This is a genomic window from Paenibacillus sp. MDV22-iso6, from assembly GCF_058408365.1.
On sequence record NZ_JBZVDZ010000009.1, the window covers coordinates 93,427 to 115,238 of the forward strand.

General features: G+C 45.4%; 23 protein-coding genes and 1 riboswitch. Of the genes, 5 read left to right on the plus strand and 18 right to left on the minus strand.

Annotated features, from left to right (window positions below):
• Window positions 1-8: 8 nt before the first annotated feature.
• From AC4PM4_RS24110 to AC4PM4_RS24135, 6 genes are read right to left on the minus strand one after another with little or no spacing between them, the layout of a single operon-like run.
• Window positions 9-818 carry an ABC transporter permease gene (locus AC4PM4_RS24110; RefSeq protein ID WP_072733264.1) on the minus strand — a complete coding sequence of 270 codons (810 nt, stop codon included), beginning with the start codon at window positions 816-818 and terminating at the stop codon, window positions 9-11.
• Window positions 815-1,798: an ABC transporter ATP-binding protein gene (locus tag AC4PM4_RS24115; RefSeq protein ID WP_491614733.1), complete on the minus strand. Its 984-nt coding sequence runs from the start codon at window positions 1,796-1,798 to the stop codon at window positions 815-817. Before AC4PM4_RS24115 ends, AC4PM4_RS24110 begins: the two co-directional genes overlap by 4 nt.
• Window positions 1,799-1,856: 58 nt before the next feature.
• Window positions 1,857-3,032, minus strand: a complete 1,176-nt coding sequence (locus tag AC4PM4_RS24120) for a radical SAM protein (protein ID WP_063562798.1) — start codon at window positions 3,030-3,032, stop codon at window positions 1,857-1,859.
• Window positions 3,004-4,110 carry a glycosyltransferase family protein gene (locus tag AC4PM4_RS24125; protein ID WP_491614734.1) on the minus strand — a complete coding sequence of 369 codons (1,107 nt, stop codon included), beginning with the start codon at window positions 4,108-4,110 and terminating at the stop codon, window positions 3,004-3,006. Before AC4PM4_RS24125 ends, AC4PM4_RS24120 begins: the two co-directional genes overlap by 29 nt.
• Window positions 4,111-4,133: 23 nt before the next feature.
• A complete protein-coding gene (locus AC4PM4_RS24130; RefSeq protein ID WP_491614735.1) occupies window positions 4,134-5,525 on the minus strand; it encodes a hypothetical protein in 1,392 nt (463 codons plus the stop codon).
• Complete coding sequence (locus AC4PM4_RS24135) at window positions 5,512-5,787, minus strand: acyl carrier protein (protein WP_064637210.1); 276 nt, start codon at window positions 5,785-5,787, stop codon at window positions 5,512-5,514. Before AC4PM4_RS24135 ends, AC4PM4_RS24130 begins: the two co-directional genes overlap by 14 nt.
• A gap of 349 nt (window positions 5,788-6,136) precedes the next feature.
• On the opposite strand from AC4PM4_RS24135, the gene AC4PM4_RS24140 reads away from it, so the two are divergent.
• On the plus strand, window positions 6,137-7,015 hold the full coding sequence (locus AC4PM4_RS24140) for an aminoglycoside phosphotransferase family protein (RefSeq protein ID WP_491614736.1): 879 nt from the start codon (window positions 6,137-6,139) through the stop codon (window positions 7,013-7,015).
• A 510-nt stretch (window positions 7,016-7,525) separates the two neighbouring features.
• Here AC4PM4_RS24140 and AC4PM4_RS24145 read toward each other — a convergent pair.
• A complete protein-coding gene (locus tag AC4PM4_RS24145) occupies window positions 7,526-8,419 on the minus strand; it encodes an aldo/keto reductase (RefSeq protein WP_491614737.1) in 894 nt (297 codons plus the stop codon).
• A 153-nt stretch (window positions 8,420-8,572) separates the two neighbouring features.
• Window positions 8,573-9,061, minus strand: a complete 489-nt coding sequence (locus AC4PM4_RS24150) for a GNAT family N-acetyltransferase (RefSeq protein WP_269055940.1) — start codon at window positions 9,059-9,061, stop codon at window positions 8,573-8,575.
• 159 nt (window positions 9,062-9,220) lie between these two features.
• On the opposite strand from AC4PM4_RS24150, the gene xerS reads away from it, so the two are divergent.
• A complete protein-coding gene (gene xerS, locus AC4PM4_RS24155; protein WP_063562805.1) occupies window positions 9,221-10,327 on the plus strand; it encodes a tyrosine recombinase XerS in 1,107 nt (368 codons plus the stop codon).
• Between the two features lie 203 nt (window positions 10,328-10,530).
• Here xerS and mobB read toward each other — a convergent pair whose 3' ends face one another.
• On the minus strand, window positions 10,531-11,076 hold the full coding sequence (gene mobB / locus AC4PM4_RS24160) for a molybdopterin-guanine dinucleotide biosynthesis protein B (protein WP_491614738.1): 546 nt from the start codon (window positions 11,074-11,076) through the stop codon (window positions 10,531-10,533).
• 7 nt (window positions 11,077-11,083) lie between these two features.
• Window positions 11,084-12,352: a molybdopterin molybdotransferase MoeA gene (locus tag AC4PM4_RS24165; protein WP_491614785.1), complete on the minus strand. Its 1,269-nt coding sequence runs from the start codon at window positions 12,350-12,352 to the stop codon at window positions 11,084-11,086.
• Window positions 12,353-12,525: 173 nt separating this feature from the next.
• On the opposite strand from AC4PM4_RS24165, the gene hlpB reads away from it, so the two are divergent.
• Window positions 12,526-12,816 carry an HNH nuclease-like protein HlpB gene (gene hlpB, locus AC4PM4_RS24170; RefSeq protein WP_072733272.1) on the plus strand — a complete coding sequence of 97 codons (291 nt, stop codon included), beginning with the start codon at window positions 12,526-12,528 and terminating at the stop codon, window positions 12,814-12,816.
• A gap of 113 nt (window positions 12,817-12,929) precedes the next feature.
• On the opposite strand, the gene AC4PM4_RS24175 is transcribed toward hlpB, so the two are convergent.
• The 5 genes from AC4PM4_RS24175 to lpdD form a co-directional block, all read right to left on the minus strand.
• Window positions 12,930-13,676: a DUF4247 domain-containing protein gene (locus AC4PM4_RS24175; protein ID WP_072733273.1), complete on the minus strand. Its 747-nt coding sequence runs from the start codon at window positions 13,674-13,676 to the stop codon at window positions 12,930-12,932.
• An 11-nt stretch (window positions 13,677-13,687) separates the two neighbouring features.
• Window positions 13,688-14,194: a DUF4178 domain-containing protein gene (locus AC4PM4_RS24180; RefSeq protein ID WP_063562808.1), complete on the minus strand. Its 507-nt coding sequence runs from the start codon at window positions 14,192-14,194 to the stop codon at window positions 13,688-13,690.
• Between the two features lie 23 nt (window positions 14,195-14,217).
• The gene (locus tag AC4PM4_RS24185; RefSeq protein ID WP_063562809.1) at window positions 14,218-14,619 is read right to left on the minus strand and encodes a DUF350 domain-containing protein; all 402 of its coding nucleotides are present in this window, start codon (window positions 14,617-14,619) and stop codon (window positions 14,218-14,220) included.
• A 95-nt stretch (window positions 14,620-14,714) separates the two neighbouring features.
• Window positions 14,715-15,386: a PspA/IM30 family protein gene (locus AC4PM4_RS24190; protein ID WP_024634017.1), complete on the minus strand. Its 672-nt coding sequence runs from the start codon at window positions 15,384-15,386 to the stop codon at window positions 14,715-14,717.
• A gap of 129 nt (window positions 15,387-15,515) precedes the next feature.
• On the minus strand, window positions 15,516-15,860 hold the full coding sequence (gene lpdD / locus AC4PM4_RS24195) for a prenylated flavin chaperone LpdD (protein ID WP_072733274.1): 345 nt from the start codon (window positions 15,858-15,860) through the stop codon (window positions 15,516-15,518).
• A gap of 147 nt (window positions 15,861-16,007) precedes the next feature.
• Between lpdD and AC4PM4_RS24200 the strand changes: the two genes are divergently transcribed.
• Window positions 16,008-16,796, plus strand: a complete 789-nt coding sequence (locus AC4PM4_RS24200) for a polysaccharide deacetylase family protein (protein WP_465116977.1) — start codon at window positions 16,008-16,010, stop codon at window positions 16,794-16,796.
• 132 nt (window positions 16,797-16,928) lie between these two features.
• On the opposite strand, the gene AC4PM4_RS24205 is transcribed toward AC4PM4_RS24200, so the two are convergent.
• From AC4PM4_RS24205 to AC4PM4_RS24215, 3 genes are all read right to left on the minus strand, one after another.
• The gene (locus AC4PM4_RS24205) at window positions 16,929-17,597 is read right to left on the minus strand and encodes a 3D domain-containing protein (RefSeq protein WP_063562812.1); all 669 of its coding nucleotides are present in this window, start codon (window positions 17,595-17,597) and stop codon (window positions 16,929-16,931) included.
• Window positions 17,598-17,599: 2 nt separating this feature from the next.
• Window positions 17,600-17,796: riboswitch (cyclic di-AMP (ydaO/yuaA leader) on the minus strand.
• A 285-nt stretch (window positions 17,797-18,081) separates the two neighbouring features.
• Entirely contained in the window at window positions 18,082-18,804 is a 723-nt protein-coding gene (locus tag AC4PM4_RS24210) for an amino acid ABC transporter ATP-binding protein (RefSeq protein ID WP_491614739.1), read from the minus strand.
• Entirely contained in the window at window positions 18,791-20,248 is a 1,458-nt protein-coding gene (locus AC4PM4_RS24215; protein ID WP_491614740.1) for an ABC transporter substrate-binding protein/permease, read from the minus strand. Before AC4PM4_RS24215 ends, AC4PM4_RS24210 begins: the two co-directional genes overlap by 14 nt.
• A gap of 181 nt (window positions 20,249-20,429) precedes the next feature.
• Here AC4PM4_RS24215 and AC4PM4_RS24220 point away from each other — a divergent pair, with 181 nt between their 5' ends.
• Window positions 20,430-21,605 (plus strand): M20 family metallopeptidase, encoded by a 1,176-nt coding sequence (locus AC4PM4_RS24220; protein ID WP_063562814.1) that lies wholly within the window; start codon window positions 20,430-20,432, stop codon window positions 21,603-21,605.
• Window positions 21,606-21,812 lie beyond the last annotated feature (207 nt).

Sequence of the window (21,812 nt, forward strand, 5' to 3'; positions counted from 1 at the left end):
AATCTCCGCTACCCCCCAACCGCTGAATATTTCTTCATGGATATGCGCCACGTTAGACGGGATAGCCATAAGAACAGGAGTATCCACCCCAACTGGATGAGCAATCCTTGATACATCGCCGCCACTTCCGTTTTGCCGCTGAGCACATTGACCGGAAAATAAATGGTATACGGAAACGGCGTGTACTGAAGTGCCTCCACTATCGAATCCCCGAAAATCTCCAACGGAAACATACCTCCGCTCAGAATGTTCACGAGCAGACTCGTAATGACGAAAAAATAAGAGATTTCATTTAGATAAAAAGCACTTGCACAGATGCAGTAGGAAATTAAAAAATTGAGCAATAGCGCCCCCGACAACGTAACGACGAACAAGATTAGCCGTATGACCTGGAACTCAAGCACACCACCGGCAGATGATATCCAGATAATCCCGACAAGCAGCACAGCTGTAACGCCGTAATAGATCGCCTTCTGTCCGAAAAAGGATACTAGTCGATATCCGAAGTAACTAACCGGTTTGATCAAATACTTGTTGAGACCGCCGTTCTTGATGTCATCGACAATCTGGTGCTCGAACTGGGTAGCGATCAGCTTGGAAACCAAGCCCGCCAAGATCGTATACAAAATAATTTGATTATATGAATACGAGAATAGCGCCGTTTCGCCGGAATGTTGGTACACCGCTGTCCATATAAAATACTGGACAAGAATCGGAAACGCGGCTCCGAGAAGACCGAGAAAGAAGTGAAATCGGTATTCCATCGATTGCTGCACACCCATCGAAAATACAGCCGTATACAATTTGCGTCCATTCATCCGACGGATTCCTTTTGGTAGAGCATCGATATACTCTCCTCGATCGGCACATCCTCAATCGTCCAGTCAACGATTGGAAACGAATCGAGCATAGCACGCGACACTTCTTTTAGACGGTGTTTGGGCAGTTCCAGAACAACGCTGTAGTCGTCTGCGCTGATCATTTTTCCGAATTTGGCCAGCCGCTGCTCGGCAACCGGTTCCGAGAACTGCAACTTTACAATTTTGTGCTCGCCAAACAGATCATTAATCTTATGAAGATCTCCGTCATACAGAAGACTTCCTTCGTTAATAATGATTGTCCGTTTGCACAGGTCCTCCACGTCCTTCATGTAATGGCTCGTCAGCAGAATCGTGGCGCCAAACTGCTCATTATAGTATTTCAGAAATTCCCGCACCCTCTTCTGAGAGGGGAAATCCAGGCCGATCGTTGGCTCGTCAAGATACAGCAGCTTTGGTCGGTGGATCAGAGCGGCGATTAGCTCCATTTTCATACGTTCACCCAAGGACAGCATGCGAACCTGTACATCCAGCAAGTCTTGCACATCAAGCATCTCTGATAGTTCGGCAAGACTTCGACGATAGAGATCATCCTCGACGTCATATATACATTTGTTCAAATAAATCGAATCGCTCGCAGGAAGGTCCCACCAAAGTTGATTTTTCTGACCCATTACAATGGAGAACAGTCGTTTGAATTCGTTCTTTCGCTCCCAAGGTACAAAGCCAAGTACGTCGGCTTCTCCGCTTGTGGGATATAGAATGCCCGACAACATTTTGAGCGTTGTGGTTTTACCTGCTCCGTTCGGACCCAGAAATCCAACGCACTCTCCGGGGCCGATATCGAAGGAAACGGATTTAACCGCTTCCTTCACAAGTGATTTACGAGCAAATAAGTTTTTCAGTGAATGTTTGAGTCCTGCTTCTTTCCGGTAATATATGAACGATTTGTGCAGTTCCCGTACACGGATAAAGTCCATCCCCGCTCCTCCTGAATGATTGCATGTTTTCCCTTATTGGCGGCTAAAGTTAAAGCGATTAAACTCCGTTGTTATACAGAAGCACGCATTTGGAGCAAATCGGTGTCAGACCGCAGGCCAGAATCTCGCGTTGTTTTCGCAGATCCTCACCGTGGAAAATATCGGCCACACTTTCTTCGTATAAATTACCGACACTGAATTCCGGAAAAAATTTGCATGGATTGACCTTACCGTCTGGCATCACGTCCATCCGGTTCGAGATCGAGAAACACTTGGTCCGATTCATGGCTGGCTTTTCGCTACCTCGAATAAAACCTTCTACCTCTTCGGGCTCCAGCGCAGGCTGATAGCGGATACGTACATTCCACACTCGTGAATTGACTCGTTTAAATTCCTCGATTAATGTGTCGAAACGGTCCGGTGAGATGTGAAACGTGAAAGAGTGCCAGCTATTCTTGTGGTCACTCGCAAAGCGGGAAGCAAGGTGTGGAAAGTGTGCATCAAAGTAGGTGTCCATTTTTTCCGCCGTATCGGAAGGGATGTACCATGGGAAGCAGAAGTACACGGAATCAACGCCCAGCTCTTCAAAGAATTCCATCAAGCTATACAGCTGATCGACCATCTGGTCATTTACTGTCAGGGCTACGGACACTTTGCCTTTGTACAAGCCCTGCTTTTGCAGATCCAACAGCAGCTGTATGGCGTGAATCACTTTTTTGAAAGTGCCTTTACCCCGAATCGCGTCATTCTCCTTCTCGAATCCTTCCAGGCTGACCAGCATGACTAAATTTTTAGACATTTTCAAAATGGAATCCAGCTTTTGTTCAATGAGAATCGCGTTTGTGCAAATGGTCGTATGCCGGTCTTCCTTAGCCAGCAGTTCTGCCAGTTCATCGAACTTAGAGTAAAATAGCGGTTCTCCGCCCCACAGGAACACACGTGATTTGCGTTCTCTCGTTTCGGCGAGCAGTTTCTCCACGACGGGAATCTCGATTTCGTCTCTCTTCACTTCACTGGCAAAGCCGTGATGGAAGCCATCTGGATTCCATTCAAAGCAATGCTTGCAGCGCAGGTTACAGCCGTTATTAAGCTTGATTCCGATCTCATAAGGCACGGGTGCAGCATACGTCGGGTCCTCCCGGCGTTTCCTTCCCGTTTCCGCGAGTGGAACGAGGGTTCTTTTCATATTTTGGAATGTCAGCTTATCAAACGTAACTGCTGTTTTCGGCTGCATGCGTTTTCCTCCCCAAATGATTGATTTTTGATCGCTGCTCCAGTAAACGTTCGTACATTTCTTCGAGATGTTGTTCCGAGTAATCTAGGGCTTTCCATTCCGCAAATCGGATACCGAAACCACAGGATTCCCAATACTTTGAATTCTGAAGCTCATGGTCACCAAACGGCTCTAACATGACAAAAGGTATTCCGTAGGACAACGAATCGTTCAGTGTCGCTCCTCCGGGCTTGCTGATAATGGCAGCGCAATTGCGCATCAGATCCGTGTAAGCAGAGTAATCACGGAGCGGAATTGCCCGAAGAATGCCCTCTTCACGCACATATCGGTTCATTGGTGGAAACGAATGCCGCCCCTGGGCATCCCGACTCCACGGATTCCATGAAACCTCTGTTCCGAAGTAGCGTGTGCTCCCATCGTCCTCCTCCACCTCGGAAGGATCGTAGACGATCACATCCAGCAAATAACCAAATTGACGAAGCTCTGCAATCGTTGACGCGTATGTTCCTATCCCCCAGCCGCCGCCATGGATCAGAATGCGCCCGTCACGCTGTGCATAAGCCAGAAGCTCCTTTTCATCTGAGGCAATATAGAAGTCTGGAGACAACCTTGAAGGCTCGTAAAGCCAAACGTTCTCGTAGTACGGATACAAGGACTTGTGTACCTTAAACGATGGCGTATCGCACACGTCCAAGCGGATCAGTTGAATATCCAAAGGCGTGTGCGCAATGGCTTTGTACCTCTCCAGGATCGGAAGCCAAAAACCGGTAAACACAGCAAAATGAGATACCCCATCACGTATCCATGAGTCCAACAGGAACTGGACTTCCGCTTCATTCAGGGAAGAGTCTACAGGCTTGGCCAGTTTATGCCCCATAAGGGCAACGGAGAAATCGGCATGAAATGCTTTTTTGGTGGAATTAATCTTGCACCTGATTTCTTCATGATACAGGTTCTCCAGAACGTGAACGTCCGTTCTAACACCTCTATCTTGCAGGTACGTGTTTAGATGCATAGCCGGAATGTATGCACCAAGCGAATTGCCCGACGCAAGCAGGGTAACCGAAGATGAATTCATGCGCAGCCTCCGCATTCCAGAATTTAGTTGTACACTTTAATCGACAAGTCAGCGAGTACCTGCCTCAGACTTATGATCAGTTCATTACGATGTTCGTCATCACGGCCCACGACCGAGATATACAATCGTCCCTTCGGCATACCCCGATGGCTCTGGATTCCCTCGGATATACGCCGAGAGGTCAGAATATCATTCACCATTACGGTGTTAGATGAAATAGGCATAATTCCGTACTCACCTTTCCCTTTGAATAGAAGACCGGATACATGCAAAGCGTCCAGCAAACTTCCAAACGTAAAGCCTTCAGGTAGACCGAGAGACAGAAAGGTAAGCAGGCCGCTATGGCCGTACGTTTCCCAGCCTTTATCGAGATATGCATTAATGAGACCCATGGACTTGCGTGCGTTAATCTCGACAATGGGTACGATATCGCCGCCTTCCAAAATCATGGAGTCGAAACACACGAAGCCGTGGTATCCGTCCTCGAATAATATCCGAAGTGCCTTTTCCATCGTATCAAAATAACCTGCGTGCTCCAGCAGAAGGAGCAAAGCCTCATCTGCTCTAATAGACCCGCCGTAATTCTGCTGCTGATTCAGCATACGCTGAACCGAAAGGAAATCCCTCTCACCGCTCTTATGAATGAACCAATGTGAGCTGAAATCGATCTCTTTTCTCAGCAGTGGTTCCAACAGGAATTGCGAGCGCAATCCTCTTCTCTCCTGCTTATCCAGATGCTCTGCTATCCTTCGCTGCATGGCTTCATTTTCAATGAGCATATTGCCCTTGCCGGAAACACCGAATGGATCTTTCAGCAAATACGCCCCTCGCTTCAGTAACGTATTTCCGACAGCCTGTACTTCTACTACATTGTTCACTTCTGTGCCATAACACTTTTCCCCGATCCTGGTCAGCAGTCGGTTGGAGTAAAATTTGGAATTTACATACTTAACCGTCTCAAGGTCGGGCAAAGACCCCAACGACCCTTCGGCACGCAGGTACTCCTCCGTATCAGCCGTAATGGCATAAGGAGAGAGCTGTTTTACGTTGTGGGTCAACATCGCTTCACGCTGTTGATCGTCTGAAGCAAGACTGAACATGCACTGCTTAAAAACGTCCGGTTCGGGTAAGGAACTCTGTTCATCGTTCAAATCAAAGTGGTAACGGCTATGAAAGGAAAAACCTAACCCGTTCAGATACTCGTACAGCTTTGGATCAATTTTGCAGCGGGTGTAGAGGATATCGTCAGGCCCACAAAATGGAAATAACAGCTCGTCCATACACAGGACAATGGATTCCCTGTCCTTATCAGGCATAGCAGGTAGCTTGGCTAAGTCCGGATCCCTCCACCGCGTTTCGGGATCAAACGTCCCCAAAACGATCGTTGGAATTACCCCGGCCTCACTTCTGGACATCTTCGTACAATGATTGCTCTTGAGACTGGCAGCTTTTCAGAAAGGTTATAAATGTGTCGATCGATTGGAGATGCTCGTAATCGAATTCGTCATAGTCAATGATTACGTTTAACTGATCCTCGACTTTGAGCATAAACTGGATCATTTGCAGAGAATCGAGACCAATATCGTTATTCAGTTCCGTTGCTGGGGATAGGGATTGGCGTAGTTCCGGTTGGTCTTCTTTGATAGCGCACAAAATATCTACAATTTTATCGTACATGACTACACTCCTTTAAAGTGATAATTGTGTGAGGTACAACCGAAATTATTACGCTTACATATGCATTCAAATCAAACCTAAATTCGGTTTTGATTTCTCCTCCCTCTTCCAAAGTTACAATTATTATCTTTATAATGACATTTTATGTCAAGGGATAAAAACCTATGATATTCTACTCATAACAGGGCTTCTACCAACTAAAAAATCGCTAAATATAAGGGTTTTTCCGGGTCTGCCCTCCTCATTTGGTTTTAGACGATTTTCTCCCTTTGATAAGATCAAGACAAATTGTTAAAATTTATGTACTAACGTTAGAACCCATCCATTTAATAGAAAATGAGGCGAGAACATGATTGAAATTACGATTGAACTGGTTCGTCAATTAGTCGATAGTCAATTTCCGAAATGGAGAGGCTTAACGATAACACCCGTAGAAAAAAGCGGGCACGATAACCGCACCTATCGATTGGGAGACGAAATGACAATTCGTTTACCCAGTCATGAACGTTACGCCTCTGCTGTAGAAAAAGAACTGACGTGGCTTCCAGTTTTCAAGCCTCTTCTGTCCTTGCCCATTCCAGCTCCCATTGCAAAAGGTGAACCTTCGGACGACTATCCCCTTCCCTGGTCGATCAACCAATGGATCGCAGGCGAGACCGTCACGCATACCAACGTAATCGACCTAAGCGTTTTTGCAGAAGACCTCGCTAAATTTCTGAGAGAACTCGAAGCCATTGATGCTAGTTACGGCATACCCGCAGGCATTCAAAATTTTCATCGCGGCGGGAACTTAGCGGTTTACGATACAGATACAAGGACTGTCATTGGAAAGGTATCCGGCGAATACGATCCAAAGCTTATGACTGAAATATGGGAGCTTGCCCTGGCAACGAAATATCAAGCGGCACCGTTATGGCTCCATGGTGATGTTGCGGTAGGTAATCTGCTCGTGCAAGATGGACGACTATGCGGAGTCATTGATTTTGGAACTACGGGCGCGGGCGATCCTTCTAGTGATCTTGTGATGGCATGGAACTTTTTTGATGATGTAAGTCGTGATATATTCTTAAGCTCCATGAATGTTGACCAAGATACGGTTAATCGTGCCCGTGGCTGGGCTTTGTGGAAAGCACTCATCTCCTACCATTGGAATGAACCAGGCTCGGAAGCCTCGAATTGGGGAAAGCATGTCATAGATGTCATTATTCGTGACTATAAATCGCTCTAAACATATGAGCCAACCAAAACCCTATGCAGGGCGCACAGCCTCGCGTAGGGATTTCTTTCTGCTTATCCGTAGATTTGTTTTGCATTTTATTTTAGCCATGCCATTTATCCTCGAAATCATCTGGCAATATTAATTGCAAATCAGTGTTGACATGAAGCCGAGGATAAGGAAGTTCGTTATAACGAGCTGGTGAGATGGTGTAATGGAGATGCAGGTATGTACAGGGGAGCGTAAATTGATTTTTCTATTGTGAATTTTTCATATGTTGAAATAATAATATACTGTGCGAAGATAAGGTGCCGTGAGTTAACATTTGAAGATACACGTTTAAATTCCCCCTTAATTCTTGGATGGAAATATGGCGGAAGCACCCCCTCCCTATGGAGATAGCCAGTTCGCTTTTATTGTTGTGAATTTTTCATATAATGAAAATATAAGGTTGTTGCGAATAAAAAAAGCCGCCTTTGAGGCGACTTTAGGATAATCACGCTATTTTTATAGCTGAAAGAATCAAGTTCGTCCAGTCCAGTCAGTTCCCGCTATTTCTTTCCAACGTTCTCTAATCTCGCCATATAACTCCTTACTCAGAGCTCCCTTGGCGACAAGATCGGCATTTTGCTGCCAACGGTTAGGTTTTGCTGTACCCACAATCGCCGTGTCTACCCCTTCTGTACTGAGCGTAAAACGTAATGCGGTTTCAACGGCTGCTTGTGCATCTTTGCCCAGAAAACCATACCCAAGTTCGCTCAAACGTTTCCAATATACAAAGGCATATGCTTCTTCCGGAAGCGAGTCATACGTCCATGCCGCATTGGCAATGGGCCGTTTGGCAATAACCCCCATATTTCTCTTTCTCGCTTCAGGCAACGTCAGATCGATGGCTTCCTGATCGGCAATGTTCAGCGAGGTTTCCAAGCTGTCGAACACGCCTGTCTGAATCGCATAAAGGGCATCCGTCGTATCGCCGCTATATCCAATAAACCTTGTTTTCCCAGCTTCCTTGGCTCGTTGCAGCACTTCTATGACTGCTCCTTGCCGAAGTACTTCTTCAGAGCAACTATGAAGGTGAATTACATCAACGTATTCCGTTTTTAGTCTTCTAAGGCTACGGTCAATCGTTTGCTCTAATACTTTGGCGTCCCAATCTGGGCCATCTACCCCAGCGGCATGTCCACATTTGGTAAACAAATAATAATCGTCTCTGCGATGTGACAGCACATCTCCAATTAACTCTTCACTATCCCCATAACATTCAGCCGTGTCAATGACGTTTAACCCTGCATCCAACGCACTGTTAAGCAATGTTTCTACATCTGCTTTGGATACGTTCTTGCCGATCTCCGCCCCACCAAACCCAAGTGTACTTACTTTCATGCCAGTGTTTCCGTAATTACGCAGTTCCATGGATCATTTCCTCCAAGCTTCGTGAATTTGGTTACAGATAATGAAAGTACATATAGTACAAATTAGTCTTCGGTATGTATTACCCTTATGTTGGGTATTACACCCACTTGTTCATCTTACTTTATTTCCCCCAACACAGATACATCCGTTGAATCAGGTTACGAAGAACTGACTCGGGTTCCCCAGTTCAGGATGAAATTTCTCACGAAAGCGGCCTCCCGTGTATTCCCCTATGATTTTCCGCCAGAATGCTTGAGCAATGACATTGTTGCGAACCTGGGTTACTTTCCACCTTCCCGGAAAACGTTCAAACAGCTCATAAGCTGCCCCGGTACCCACTCCACTACGCCGGTATTTCTGCATTACAAAAAACTCGGTCAAATAATAGTCATTATCTTTGCTGCCTGGTTCGCAACGTTCTACTAATGCAAACCCGGCGGGTGCCTCATCACTCGTAATCAAAAAAGGAAACTTACGGTCTTCCTCTGACCAAAAAGCGTCCAATCCGGGATACTCCGGGAAAACACCGTTACCATCCACATCAATATTCAGATATTTTGTAAAATCATATAGATAAAATTGCATTAAGTGCCGAATCACCTGACTGCGTTCCCGGGGAACCAGCTCTATTTTTATATTCATCCGGTTCACCTCCTCTGCTCTACTTATAACTCATACTTTAAAGCTTTACACCGCCAAGGGCAAGGAAGCATGAATCTGCTTATTCCGGTTCGGAGAACAGGCTGTGACGATTTAAATATGGTAAAATAGGATATAGCATACTTTAGAAATTATTTTATCATGGGGGTGCCGAACTTGACCAATGTGCAAAAAGAGATTGACCGACGCAAGCTGGATGACAAACTGCCTTCCATGCCTTGGTTCGTTCAGCAATTCATTGACTATAAATTACCCGACTTATCTCCTTCTACTTTGCTTGAATATTTAAGAGATTATGAAGCCTTCTTTGGCTGGTTACGCGCAGAAGGATTATCCGAGGCAAGCTCTAATAAGGAAGTTACATTGCTTGAACTGGAAGTCCTTCGAATGGAATCAGTGACATCATATCGATTATTTTTGGCCACCAAGCGTGAAGGAGCCAACTCCAGAATCACGGTTTCCCGTAAACTTTCTTCTCTGCGTTCGCTCTTTCATTATTTAAGTCAGATTGCAGAAGACGAAGATTTCTATCCCCTGCTGAAACGAAACATTATGGCGAAAATTGAGATCAAACGTACCCATAAACCCAAAGATACAGCAGCCAAACTAAAGGGTAAACTTCTGGAAGAAGAAGAGTTACTGGAGTTTATCGGATACATCCTTGAAGGATATGCCGTGGATATGGAAAAGAACAAACAGGCGATTTACTCACATGAGCTAAACAAAGAACGGGATGCCTGTATCGCCAGCCTCATTCTGAATTCGGGTTTGCGTGTATCTGAAGTGGTGAACCTGAACGTGGATGATCTGGATCTCAACAATAAGCTGCTGTATGTATATCGCAAAGGTAATAATGATGAGACATTTAAGACGCCCGTGTATTTTAGAGAACAAGCCAAGGATGAACTCGCAACTTATATCAATCTGCGCCAGTCACGTTACCGCACACCCAAACGGGAAAAAGGGTTGTTTATCGCTCTTCGCAATGGAGATTCCGAAGGAAGTCGGATGACCAAACGGGCCATACAGGCCATGATCATGAAGTACGCCAAACAATTCGGGAAGCCGTATCTGACTGTGCATAAATTGCGTCATTCTTTTGCGACCGACTATTATTTGCAAAATGATATCTATAAAACAAAAGAACAGCTTGGACATGCTTCTACGGAAACAACCGAAATTTACGCGCATCTCACGGATAAAACGATGTCTGAAGCAATTGAACGTCGCACAGACGATGGGATGTAGCCTATTTATACACCTCAGCAAGCCGATTCATTCGATTCGTTTAGATTCGTTAGATTCTTTACAAGGTAACTTAAAAAAAGCGATTCTTTCAGGAGAATGTCCTGCGAGGATCGCTTCTTTATATTTATTTCTTCGCAAAATTAATGAAAACATACTCTTTTCCTTACATTTCATATCATCAAGTTTACATAATAATTATTTCGTCATAATTTTCTTTTCTCTTCATGACCCTCAAACGAAACCAGCCATCTTGCTATATCCTGTGTTTCATGGACAGAATGCCACACGAGGCCCTCTCTTTCCTCCATACATTCACTCTTGTCATGCGTCAGCCATGAAACAACCCCGACCACATCCTGTAACGTCTCTAATAGAGAGAGGTCTTTCTCTTCACGGACCATGACCAATTTGGGGTATGGCGCTTGTTTGTATCCCTCAATGAGAATCCAGTCGTACGCTGACAGATATTTTATCATGTCTTCCAACGGAATCGCTTGTCTTTCAATGAGTGCAGTACGTTTCTCCGACATGACAACGACTGCATCGGCCCCTGCTTGAGCAAAGCTGTAGGAATCGGTTCCTTCGTGATCCATCTCAAAATGATCATGTCCATCATGTTTTATTACAGCCACTCTTCGTCCAGCAAAGGTAAGGCATCGGGTAAGTGCAGCAATTAAGGTGCTTTTGCCTGTGTTCTTATATCCAACAATCTGCATGATATATGGTGAAGTGCTGCTTGTTTCAGACATGTATGACCTACCTGACATGACCTGTGGGAAGTCTGAGAATTCGAACCTGTTCACCAGCAGGAATGCCTTTTTTCTCGGGCGGAACAACGATTAGGCAATCGCTATCTTTAATGGTGATCATAACACTGGATTCGTCCACACGCGAGGCAGAAGGTTTAGCATACACCATTCCGTTACGTACCTCTGTCCGTCCGCGTACAAAGCGCGTGAAATTGTTGACTTTTGTATAGTCATCATCCAATATGGCTGTCCATTCCTCCAAATATGGATGAGCATCAGCCTGCATCGTACGAATCGTTGGCCGAACAAACAATCCAAAGCCGACAAAACAAGCCCCCGGATTGCCAGAAAGCGCAAATAGCAGCTTGTCATTAACCACAGCAGCCGTCGTAACACTGCCGGGACGCATAGTCACTTTGTTAAACAGCATCTCCATATTCCCTTCCCGAACCAGGTCACCCATAATATCATAATCTCCTACGGATACCCCACCTGTTGTGACCACCATATCATTATGTTCAAGCGCTTCTGCAAGCTTCGTACGTGCCGTATCCACATCATCTGCAATCGAACCATACATAACCGGCTCGCCCCCCGCTTCAACGACCAGAGAACGAAGCATATAGCTGTTACTGTTCCGAATACGCCCGGGTTGCAACGGCTCGTCCACTTCCAACAGTTCTGTACCTGTTGCAAAAATGGCTACCTTGGGGCGTTTGTATACAGGCACTTGGCCTACGCCGAATGTTGCCAGCACGGATTGTTCACCTGCCTGAATGATCGTTCCTGCCTCAAGCAGCAATTGCCCCTCATGAACTTCCAATCCAATTGGCGTAATGTTGGCCTCCGGCTGAATCTGGCGCTTCAGGGCAATCCATTGTTCCCCATGCTCTTCTTTACTTTCAGTCATCTCCATCATAACAACTGCATCTGCACCTTCCGGCACCTGAGCTCCTGTCATGATTCTAGCAGCTGTACCAGATGTAATTGTAAGATCCGATGTATACCCGCAAGGAATTTCATCAATGATACGGAGCCAAATCTGCTGTTCGCTGGATGCTTCAATCGTATCCGAACTTAGAATCGCGAACCCATCCATTCCGGAACGACGAAAGAATGGGTAAGGATGGGGAGCATGAATTGTATCAGCAAGCGTTCGACCATGTGCTTGCTCAAGTGTTACTTTTTCTATTGCACCCGAACTGACATGAGCAGCAACTTTCGCCTGCGCGTCCGGTACTTGTATAGCTTTACGGATAAATTTCGCAGTCGTCATATCCGCTGAATGTGAATTTATTTTCAATGGTAATAGAACCTCCCTGGGTCATTTGTTCATATTTAAAAAGTGTAGCCCGAAAGCTAGGTCATGACAAGTACTCTCTAACAACCCATTCACATGAAAGACGAATGGACAGACCATAATATGTAAGAGAAAAGGAGCTGAACTATATGAATCAACGATGCGCTTTATGTGGAAGGGAGCCTGTCGAGACAACAGTCCATCACCTGACACCGAAAGAAATGGGCGGAACGCACATGCCTACTGCCGATCTGTGTATCCCTTGCCACAAACAAATTCATTCTCTGTATACCAATCGAGATATTATTACCTTAGGTTTAACTGAAATACAGGCACTAAGGAAAGATGAGCGCATCGCGCCTTATATCCGCTGGATTCGCAAACAACCTGCCACAACCATTCCTCGTGTTCGAAAGTCCCATCATGTCCGCAAATCGTAAAACAAAAAGAACAGCGTCCAAGGTCACTTTCAGTGGCTTAGCTCGCTCCACCTTACCTTTTCACTGTTCTTCTGCGAATGATTTAATATTGCGGGCCCGAGTCATGATTAATGCTACCTACGCCTCATGATTCGGCCGCCGCCAACCCTTGTTTTGGGCTTTTTATAGGAGCTCTTCGGTGAATCAAACAATCCTCCAAGGCCACCACTGCTTTTATTACGATCAATTGTGCCTTTGCTTTGTTCCTTATTTCGGCTGAATAATCCTCCACCGGAGCCTACACTTGAATCCTTATCGCTGCCACGGCGGGTAATCGACCCCTTCCGGTCAACGGTAATCGGTGGAGCAACCTTTTTATCTTTACTCGTCGGTGTCCGATAAGAACCTTCACTTGGTTTGTACGTGTCCTTGTTCGTATAACCACGATACGTACCGGACCCTCTACCCCCAAACGAATCAAACAAATTACCAATTAATGTTGCGGTTAAGTAACCTTGCAAAAAGGACGAATCATAATTCTGCCGAACATATTCTTTGGAATCCACTTCAACCAAGGTGTCTTCCGCTTTATTCGGGTCTTGCTGCAAATGATAATACTGGTCCTGATATACCAGGAACATCCGCTCTGTATTTTCCGCCGAGATCTGATCCGGCTTCCGCTGTTCAGATAATTCCTGAGCGACCTCTGGAACGGTACGATCGGCAGCTCGGTACACATAGGATGTCGTGTTACCACTGCCGCTGACCGATTCAAGCGGATATGTGTCCTGAACGGAAGGTGCTCCGCACGCGGACAGCAGCGACATCACAAGGCTGAGGACCAGCATTAATTTTAATCCATGTGCCAAGCGCTTTTTCATTGGAACCTCTCCTAGCTCGAACGAATCACTTTGATATCCGCAGGAAGAATGGACTCACCCTCATACAGCGTAAATCTTCTGTCTTGCCACTCCACACGCAAAAGCATATTATCATCAGACTGATATTGCCATACTAATTGTTCCCCAGCCTGACCATAGGGTGTCCTGCCTGCAGTGGTTACCATTCCTCCGTATTCTTCCTCCAGATGATACGCACGTCCATCCAGATCCAGCAATGTGGGCACCTCATCCGGTGCATCGAGACGGCCATCAATGGGTGTATAGAGGGCATACCGGGTCATTTCCCGTTCTTCAATATGCAAATGTCGGATTGCCGTACCATCCTGCAACGTGAGGACAGCCGCATTCCGCGCTCGATGATGTACCCGCCCAACCACTTCATAGGTGACCAGCGAAACCTCACAGATATCACCTGGTGCCAGCTGAAGCATTGTTTTCTCTGCCTTAGGCGGTTCAGGTTTGGCTATTATTCCTTTAATCCGTTTCCACACACTCATACCCATTACTCCTGTTCTTTATCTTATAAACAAGCTGCAATAATTAATGCGCCCACGATATGTAGTGCACCCGAGAACAAACCGTAACCTGTCTTGCCCTGCTGTATTCCCGTATCCAGATCCAGGTTGGCCCATCTCCGAATCATAAAGTGAACCACACTCTCCAGAATTAGCAAAATGATAAATGAAACAACGGATACCAGCAACGCTTCTCCAAGATGACCCGCTGTCGAAATGGAGGTGGCGAGTACATATCCCTGAGCAAACAGCTTCATAACCATACGTGTTGTAACGGCCATATTGCCTGCCTTCACTTCGGCAAAATCCTTATACTTCGTGAACAAAGAATCCACATACATTAAGACAAACAGCAAAACCGAACCCGATAACGTCCAGACCAGCATTGCCAAAATGTTCAAATCCATTTACATAGCCCCCACATCTCAACATGAACCGCAATTAAAAGCGAAGGAGAAACGCTGGTCTCTCCTCCGCTGGTGCCCCTGCTTGCTTACAAGGTTTAGTTCTTATTTTCGTATTGCTTCATCAATGCTGCCAGTTCATCCTCAACAGCCTGATCCTTGCCCAGCTTCTCGAACTCATCATCCAGCGATTTTCCTTTGGACGACATCTCATTGCTAGCTTCAGCCTGAGCTTCCATCTGCATCATTTTTTCTTCCATACGCTTCATGCCGGCACTTGCAGTATCGGAGCCAAATCCGTTCAGCGCCTTGTTGATTTCGGTTTGAGCTTTTGCAGCGTTGTAGCGCGCAACCAATGTTTCACGTTTATTTTTCATTTGGGTCAATTGTTTGCGCATTTCGTCCAGCTTGCCACGAAGGTTATCGGCAGAAGCCTTGTTTTGATCATAGCTTGTTTTGTATTCAGCCATCTTCTCTTCAGCCACTTTTTTCTCTTCCAGTGCCCGACGAGCCAAATCCATATTCTGTGCACGCGCTGCTGTATGTGCTTGCTCCTCACGTTTCTTCACGAGAGCTTCCTGTTCTTCGAACAGCTGCTTGAATTTCTTCTCAATAGCGATCTGTGCAGCAACAGCTTTCTCCGCATCTTCCAGATCTTCCTGCATATCTCGGATATATTGATCCGTCATCTTGATCGGATCTTCTGCCTTGTCAATAATAGAGTTAATGTTAGACATTGTTAAATCGCGCAATCGTTTGAAAATGGACATTATGGTATTCCTCCTAGTCGATAGTTCATCCTTGTATATAAACATACATACGTGGCAATGTTCTACTCGTTTCAATTTTAACAAAAAAAATCATAAAAAACGATTTTAGCCTACTTAGCGTCCATCGAACTATTGAATCAGTTGACTAGTTTGGCACAGCTCCTCATCAAGCAGCTTCTCTGCAGTCTGCACAATCTCATCAATCTGCATGCGCGTAATTGCATCAAAGTGAATCCCCATAATCACGGTCACGGTTACTTTTAAATGTAGGGCGGCCTTACGTGCGAGCCTTTCACACAGCTCTTGCTCTTTATGCCCCGGAATATGCATCGTAGCCCCGCTTACCCGCTCACGGTCCGGATAAAAGGTTGCTACTGCTCCAATATGTGATCTGCCTCCAGTTACCATAAACACCTTGTCTTCCCCTGCCTCAATCACCTGTAAACGAACGGAATTTAAATCGTATGTACTCATCCTGCTCCACCTGTCCTTTTCTATATATATGGTGGAATTATGGCTCCGATTTAATGAATCAGCAATGAAACATCTCACAATATGCATAAATACGGATGGCCCCGGGCATACCAAAGAGAACGCAATTTGGGAAAAGGAGGCACTAACATGCGTATACGCCTCATAATGTTATCCATCATGGTCATTCTTCTGGGGGGAAGTTACGCTCCTGCTCAGTTATGGGCTTCTTCAAGTCCGCAAACCGAACCTGCTTCGAAGTCTGATTCTTCCGAAGAAGAACAGTTGACTCTGGGACAGCTCAGACAAAAATATGCGGATACGTTCAAAACCAATGGCCCCTCAACAAAAAAGGTCGCTCTGACTTTTGATGACGTACCTGATCCACGGTTCACCCCGCAGGTACTGGATATTCTAAAAAAATACAAGGTACGGGCTACATTTTTCATTGTGGGAAATCGCGCTGAGAAACATCCGGATTTAGTGAAACGCATGGTGAAGGAAGGGCATATTGTTGGCAATCACAGCTACAATCACCCGGAGTTCAGTAAATTGTCCATGAATGCATTTCGCAAACAAATCTTACATACCGGAGATATTATTCGTAATCTGGCGGGCTACACTCCCAAAATGATTCGTCCACCTTATGGCGACATTAATGAGCAACAGCTGCAATGGGCGGCCAAACAACATTACAGCATTGTGAATTGGAACGTCGATTCCCTGGACTGGAAGGGCCTCTCCAAAGAGGAAGTCAAACAAAACATCCTGTCGGCCGTTAAACCAGGTTCCATTGTTCTGCAACATGCAGGAGGCGGTGTCGGATCGAAGCTGAGTGGTACCATCGAGGCGTTGCCTGAAGTTATCGAGGAATTGCGAAACCGCGGGTACGAGCTGGTGACTTTGGACGAAATGCTGGAACTGCCAAAGGGTAAATAGGTCAAGATCCCTGAAGTTGGATATTCAAAAGGGTGTTCTTCCATCACATTATTGTGATGGAAGAACACCCTTTATTGTTTAATTTAGATATAGTTGGAGTCACATATGATGATGTGCAGCTACGCTTTGATTTTATTTCAAAATGTAAAGTTCAACATCCTGAATACCAAATGTGCTCACGGATTGCTTGCTGCCAGGAATAAAGATATCGATCTTGTGACCTTTAATGGCACTACCCACATCACGAGCCGTTGCGACAAATGCCTGTTTTGGCAGTCCGGGATGTGTATGACCTGTCACCAGTACCTTTGTACCCAATGGAATGATACTCGGGTCTACTGCAATGGTACCCAATTCAAGCGGATTACCGAAGTAATCCACAGCACCCCATCCTCCATTTTCGGAAGCGTCTGCGGAGTATGCTGTTGCTTTGACGTCGACAGCTTTGCTGTAATCAAACGTTTTACCCCAGGCTTGTACAACTTTACTATCTGCATTAACGTCAAGGCTTGCGGCAGTTACCGTTTTGGCCTCCGTTTTAGCTGCTGCAGCAGAAGCTGTGTTCGTTGTTTTACCAGGGATCGTAATTTTCAAACCACCATAAATGTTGTAAGCTGAAATGTCATTGTTAGCTTTAATAAGAGCGTTAAGTCCAACTCCATATTGTTTGGATAAGGTGTAGAAGGTATCCCCCTCTTTGGCCACATGAACTGAATCAGCATGAGCCGGAACGGCCTGAATGAGCATTGCTGCTGTCAGCAAAGCTGTTGCTGTTTTGGCTATACGTTTCTTGTTAATCATGGTCTTCCTCCCTCATTATGCCTGCGAAGTTAGTTGTCGGATTCGGATGGAGGAAACCACCCTATAGGTTCAATTACATTAATAATTTATGTAGCCCTAATTCACCCCAAGCCGTGTGCAAATGATTCTTCCCCAAGCACACTCTGCATCGTTACATCCCCCACACTCCCAACTCCGGAAGTTTCGGCAGGAACAAATATATCACAACTTTGTAACCAAGAGTCGTAGTAAATGTTACCATCTGGCTAATTCACTTCAATATTTTTGCTGAATTCAAGCGACTTTTTCAAAAAAATGTCTATTTGAGCTTATATCGTTGATGACAGAAACGTTACTTTTTATGTAAATCCGTGCGTATTCACACGCAACAAAACAATCCCTGCCGACAGGTCGCCGACAGGGATCTATGAGGGAATAAGAATTCTCATCCACAGTATATATTTTGCATTTTCATCCAATTCATCCTAATGATGACTCGGATGTATTAGAGCACTTTAGCAAGGAAGTCACGTGTACGTGCATGCTTAGGCTCACCAAACACTTCAGCAGGTGTTCCTTCTTCTACAATAACCCCACCATCCATAAACAGGATGCGGTCCCCTACTTCGCGTGCGAAGCCCATCTCATGCGTTACAATAACCATGGTCATGCCGCCCTCTGCAAGCCGCTTCATGACATCCAGTACTTCACCGACCATTTCAGGGTCCAGTGCTGAAGTAGGCTCGTCAAACAGCATGACATGCGGCTGCATCGCAAGCGCTCTTGCAATAGCGATCCGTTGTTTCTGTCCTCCGGACAGCTGATTAGGATAAGCGTCTTTTTTGTCAGACAGGCCAACCGTCTTCAGCAAATCTGCGCAGATTAGTTCCGCTTCCTGTGCAGATTGTTTTTTCACTTTAATGGGAGCAATCGTAATGTTCTGCTGCACCGTTTTGTGCGGGAACAGATTGAAATGCTGGAATACCATCCCCATTTTTTCACGAGTTGCATTAATGTTGTGTTTAGGGTCAGTGATCGAAACTCCCTCAAAGTCAATCTCACCGGAAGTAGGCTGCTCCAATAAGTTAAGACAGCGCAAAAAGGTACTTTTCCCCGATCCGGACGGACCGATGACCACGACAACCTCGCCTTTACCAATTGTTACGTTAATGCCCTTGAGCACATCGTTATTTCCATATGATTTGTGTAATTGTCTAACGTCTATCACTTGCACTCAACTTCCTTTCCAGTCGACCCAGCAGCTTGGACAAAATGAACGTCAGCACAAAGTAAATGGCCGCTGCAATCAGGAATGGATTCATTCCTTGGTACGTAATGTTTTTGACTACACTTGCCTGGTACATAATGTCCACCATACCAATAACCGAGATGATGGAAGATTCCTTGATAATGGTCACGAACTCATTACCGATCGCCGGCAACACCGCTTTAAACGCTTGTGGAAGCACGATGAAGCGCATTGCCGCACCTCTGCCCATTCCCAGGGAACGAGCTGCTTCCAACTGGCCTCGATCCACACCCTGTATACCAGCGCGGAAAATCTCGGCAAGATAGGCACCACTATTAATGGATAGTGTGATAATTCCCGCCTGAAGAGCCGAGAAATTAATTCCAAAGGTCAATGAAACACCGTAATAGATAATCATCAATTGCACCAGCATTGGCGTCCCACGAATGAGCTCAACATAAGCTGTTCCGATCCAGCGCAAAATGGCGATGTCATGCAGACGGAACAAACAGATGATCAGACCGATGATAACACCGAAAAATACACCAAGTGCAGAAAGCAGCAATGTGTACCCTAATCCCGTGGCATAAAAGCTTTTGTATTGCCAAAATACTTCAAAAATATTTTGTTTACTCTTCTCTGCCATCAACTGGCTTGCCTCGGTAACCAACTGATCGATTTTATTTTCGCTTTTCAGACGTTCGAGCGTTCCGTTCACTGCATTCAGCAATTCCGTATTGCCCTTACGAATCCCGATTGCCGCTTCGGCCTGCTCTTCATCCGGAATAGCCGGTGCTAATCCAATCACATCATCCAGATAACCGGCAGCCACCGTATCTTCAACGATCGCAGCATTTACACGATTGGTCTGCAATTGCAGCACGATATCAGATATTTTATCAAGTGCTGTCAGTTTTGCGCCTGGGATTCCCTGGCCAATCGTTTCCTGAATGGAGCCTTTTTGAACACCAATTTTTTCATTTTCCAGATCAGCCATGGTTGGATATTTATCTATATCCGCATTGCGAATCATGATAACTTGCTTTGATTTATAATAGGTATCGGAGAAGTCAATGCTTTGTCTACGATCATCTGTTGGCGTCATTCCCGAGATGACCATATCCACACGACCACTCTGCAACGCAGGAAGAAGTCCGTCAAAACCCATATCCTCTATTACAAGTTCTGCGCCAAGATCGGCAGCAATTTCTTTAGCAATCGAAATATCAAATCCGACAATTTGGTCTTTACCATCAATCACTTTATGGAATTCATATGGTGCAAAATCGGCACTTGTACCGAGCACCAGCTTTTTACTGCCTGAATTGCTTGTAGTTCCCGTTGCCAACGCAACAGGTGCAACCGTAGTAAGCAAGACCACAAGAGCTAGCAGCATCATGGTGTAACGACTAATCAATTTCAACCCTGTTCTCCCCTTATAATACTTTGTATGCTTTCTGTTGTTGATGCCTGAGTCATTATAAAGTAGAATGCATGATTATGCAATGAATTTCGACATTACAAATCCTGACTAGTTTCTGAAAAATAACCGCAACTATGATATAATTATTGAATTATTTTCATTTTTGCTTAAGGAGTCCACCATGACACATACCAAAACACAAATTTTAACTGTAATTGATCAATATGCTTCCCGTTTTAAAGAGATTTCATCATACATTGGTGCCAATCCGGAACTTGGTAACGAAGAATACCTCGCCTCTGCTCGGTTAAAAGAAGAACTTGCCTACCACGGTTTTTCCGTAGAAGCTCCTGTTCTTGGCTTAGATACCGCATTCATCGGTACGTATGCTGCATCCAAACCAGGTCCGACTATTGCCCTGTTATGTGAATACGACGCACTTCCGGAAATCGGTCATGCTTGTGGACACCATCTAATCTGCATGATGAGCCTCGGAGCTGCGGTAGGTCTGAAGTCCATACTGGATGAAGTGGGCGGAACATTAAAAGTATTCGGTACACCAGCGGAAGAAACGCGTGGCGCTAAAGTTCCTATGGCTGAAGCAGGTTTATTTGATGACTGTGATGTCGCGCTAATGGCTCACCCTTACTACGCCTATGAGAAATCTGGAAGCTCCCTGGCTATTGATGCCGTACAATTTGAATTCCATGGGAAATCTTCACATGCTGCTGCAAGTCCACATGAAGGCATTAATGCCCTAGATGCGGTGATCCAGACATTTAATGGCATTAATGCGTTCCGACAACAAGTGAAAAGTACGGTTCGTATTCACGGTGTTATCAATAGCGGAGGACAGGCAGCCAATATCATTCCTGACTATGCTTCAGCCCAATTCTATGTACGTGCCTCGACGAGAAAAGAGTTGAATATTCTCACTCAACGCGTAATACAGATCGCGGAAGGTTCTGCTCTGCAAACCGGATGCCGGCTTGTTACATCTAATTATGAGACTTCCTATGATGAGATGGTCACGAATGAATCATTATCTGCTGCTTTTAGTACTAATCTGCTTGAACTCGGCATTTCTCAAGAGGAGATCGTGAGTGGGAACGACCATGGTTCTATGGATATTGGTAACGTATCCTTGCGTTGTCCTGCGATCCATCCTTATATCCGTGTTGTGGACGAAGTTCATACGCTTCATTCCATTGAATTCCGTGATCTGGCGCTTCAGGAACGGGCCTTGGATGGTATGATCCTTGGAGCCAAGGCACTTGCTGCAACTGCTTATGATGTTCTTACACAGCCTGAATTGCTGCAAACCATTCAAACAGAGTTTAAGCAAGCAAGTCGCTAAGTTTTTCGCAAAATGCTGCGTCTTAACAGTAGGGTGTTCTGCAGGACCTGCATTTGGGGTCTTAAGGAGCGCCCTTTTTGTTATCATAAATACGTATATACGGACACAAGCTGGAAATGCTGTGAAAAGAAAACGTTGAAAAATGTTGAAATTTTTACATTTAGCGGCTGTACTTATGGTTCACATGCTGTCTAACTTGGTTATTTA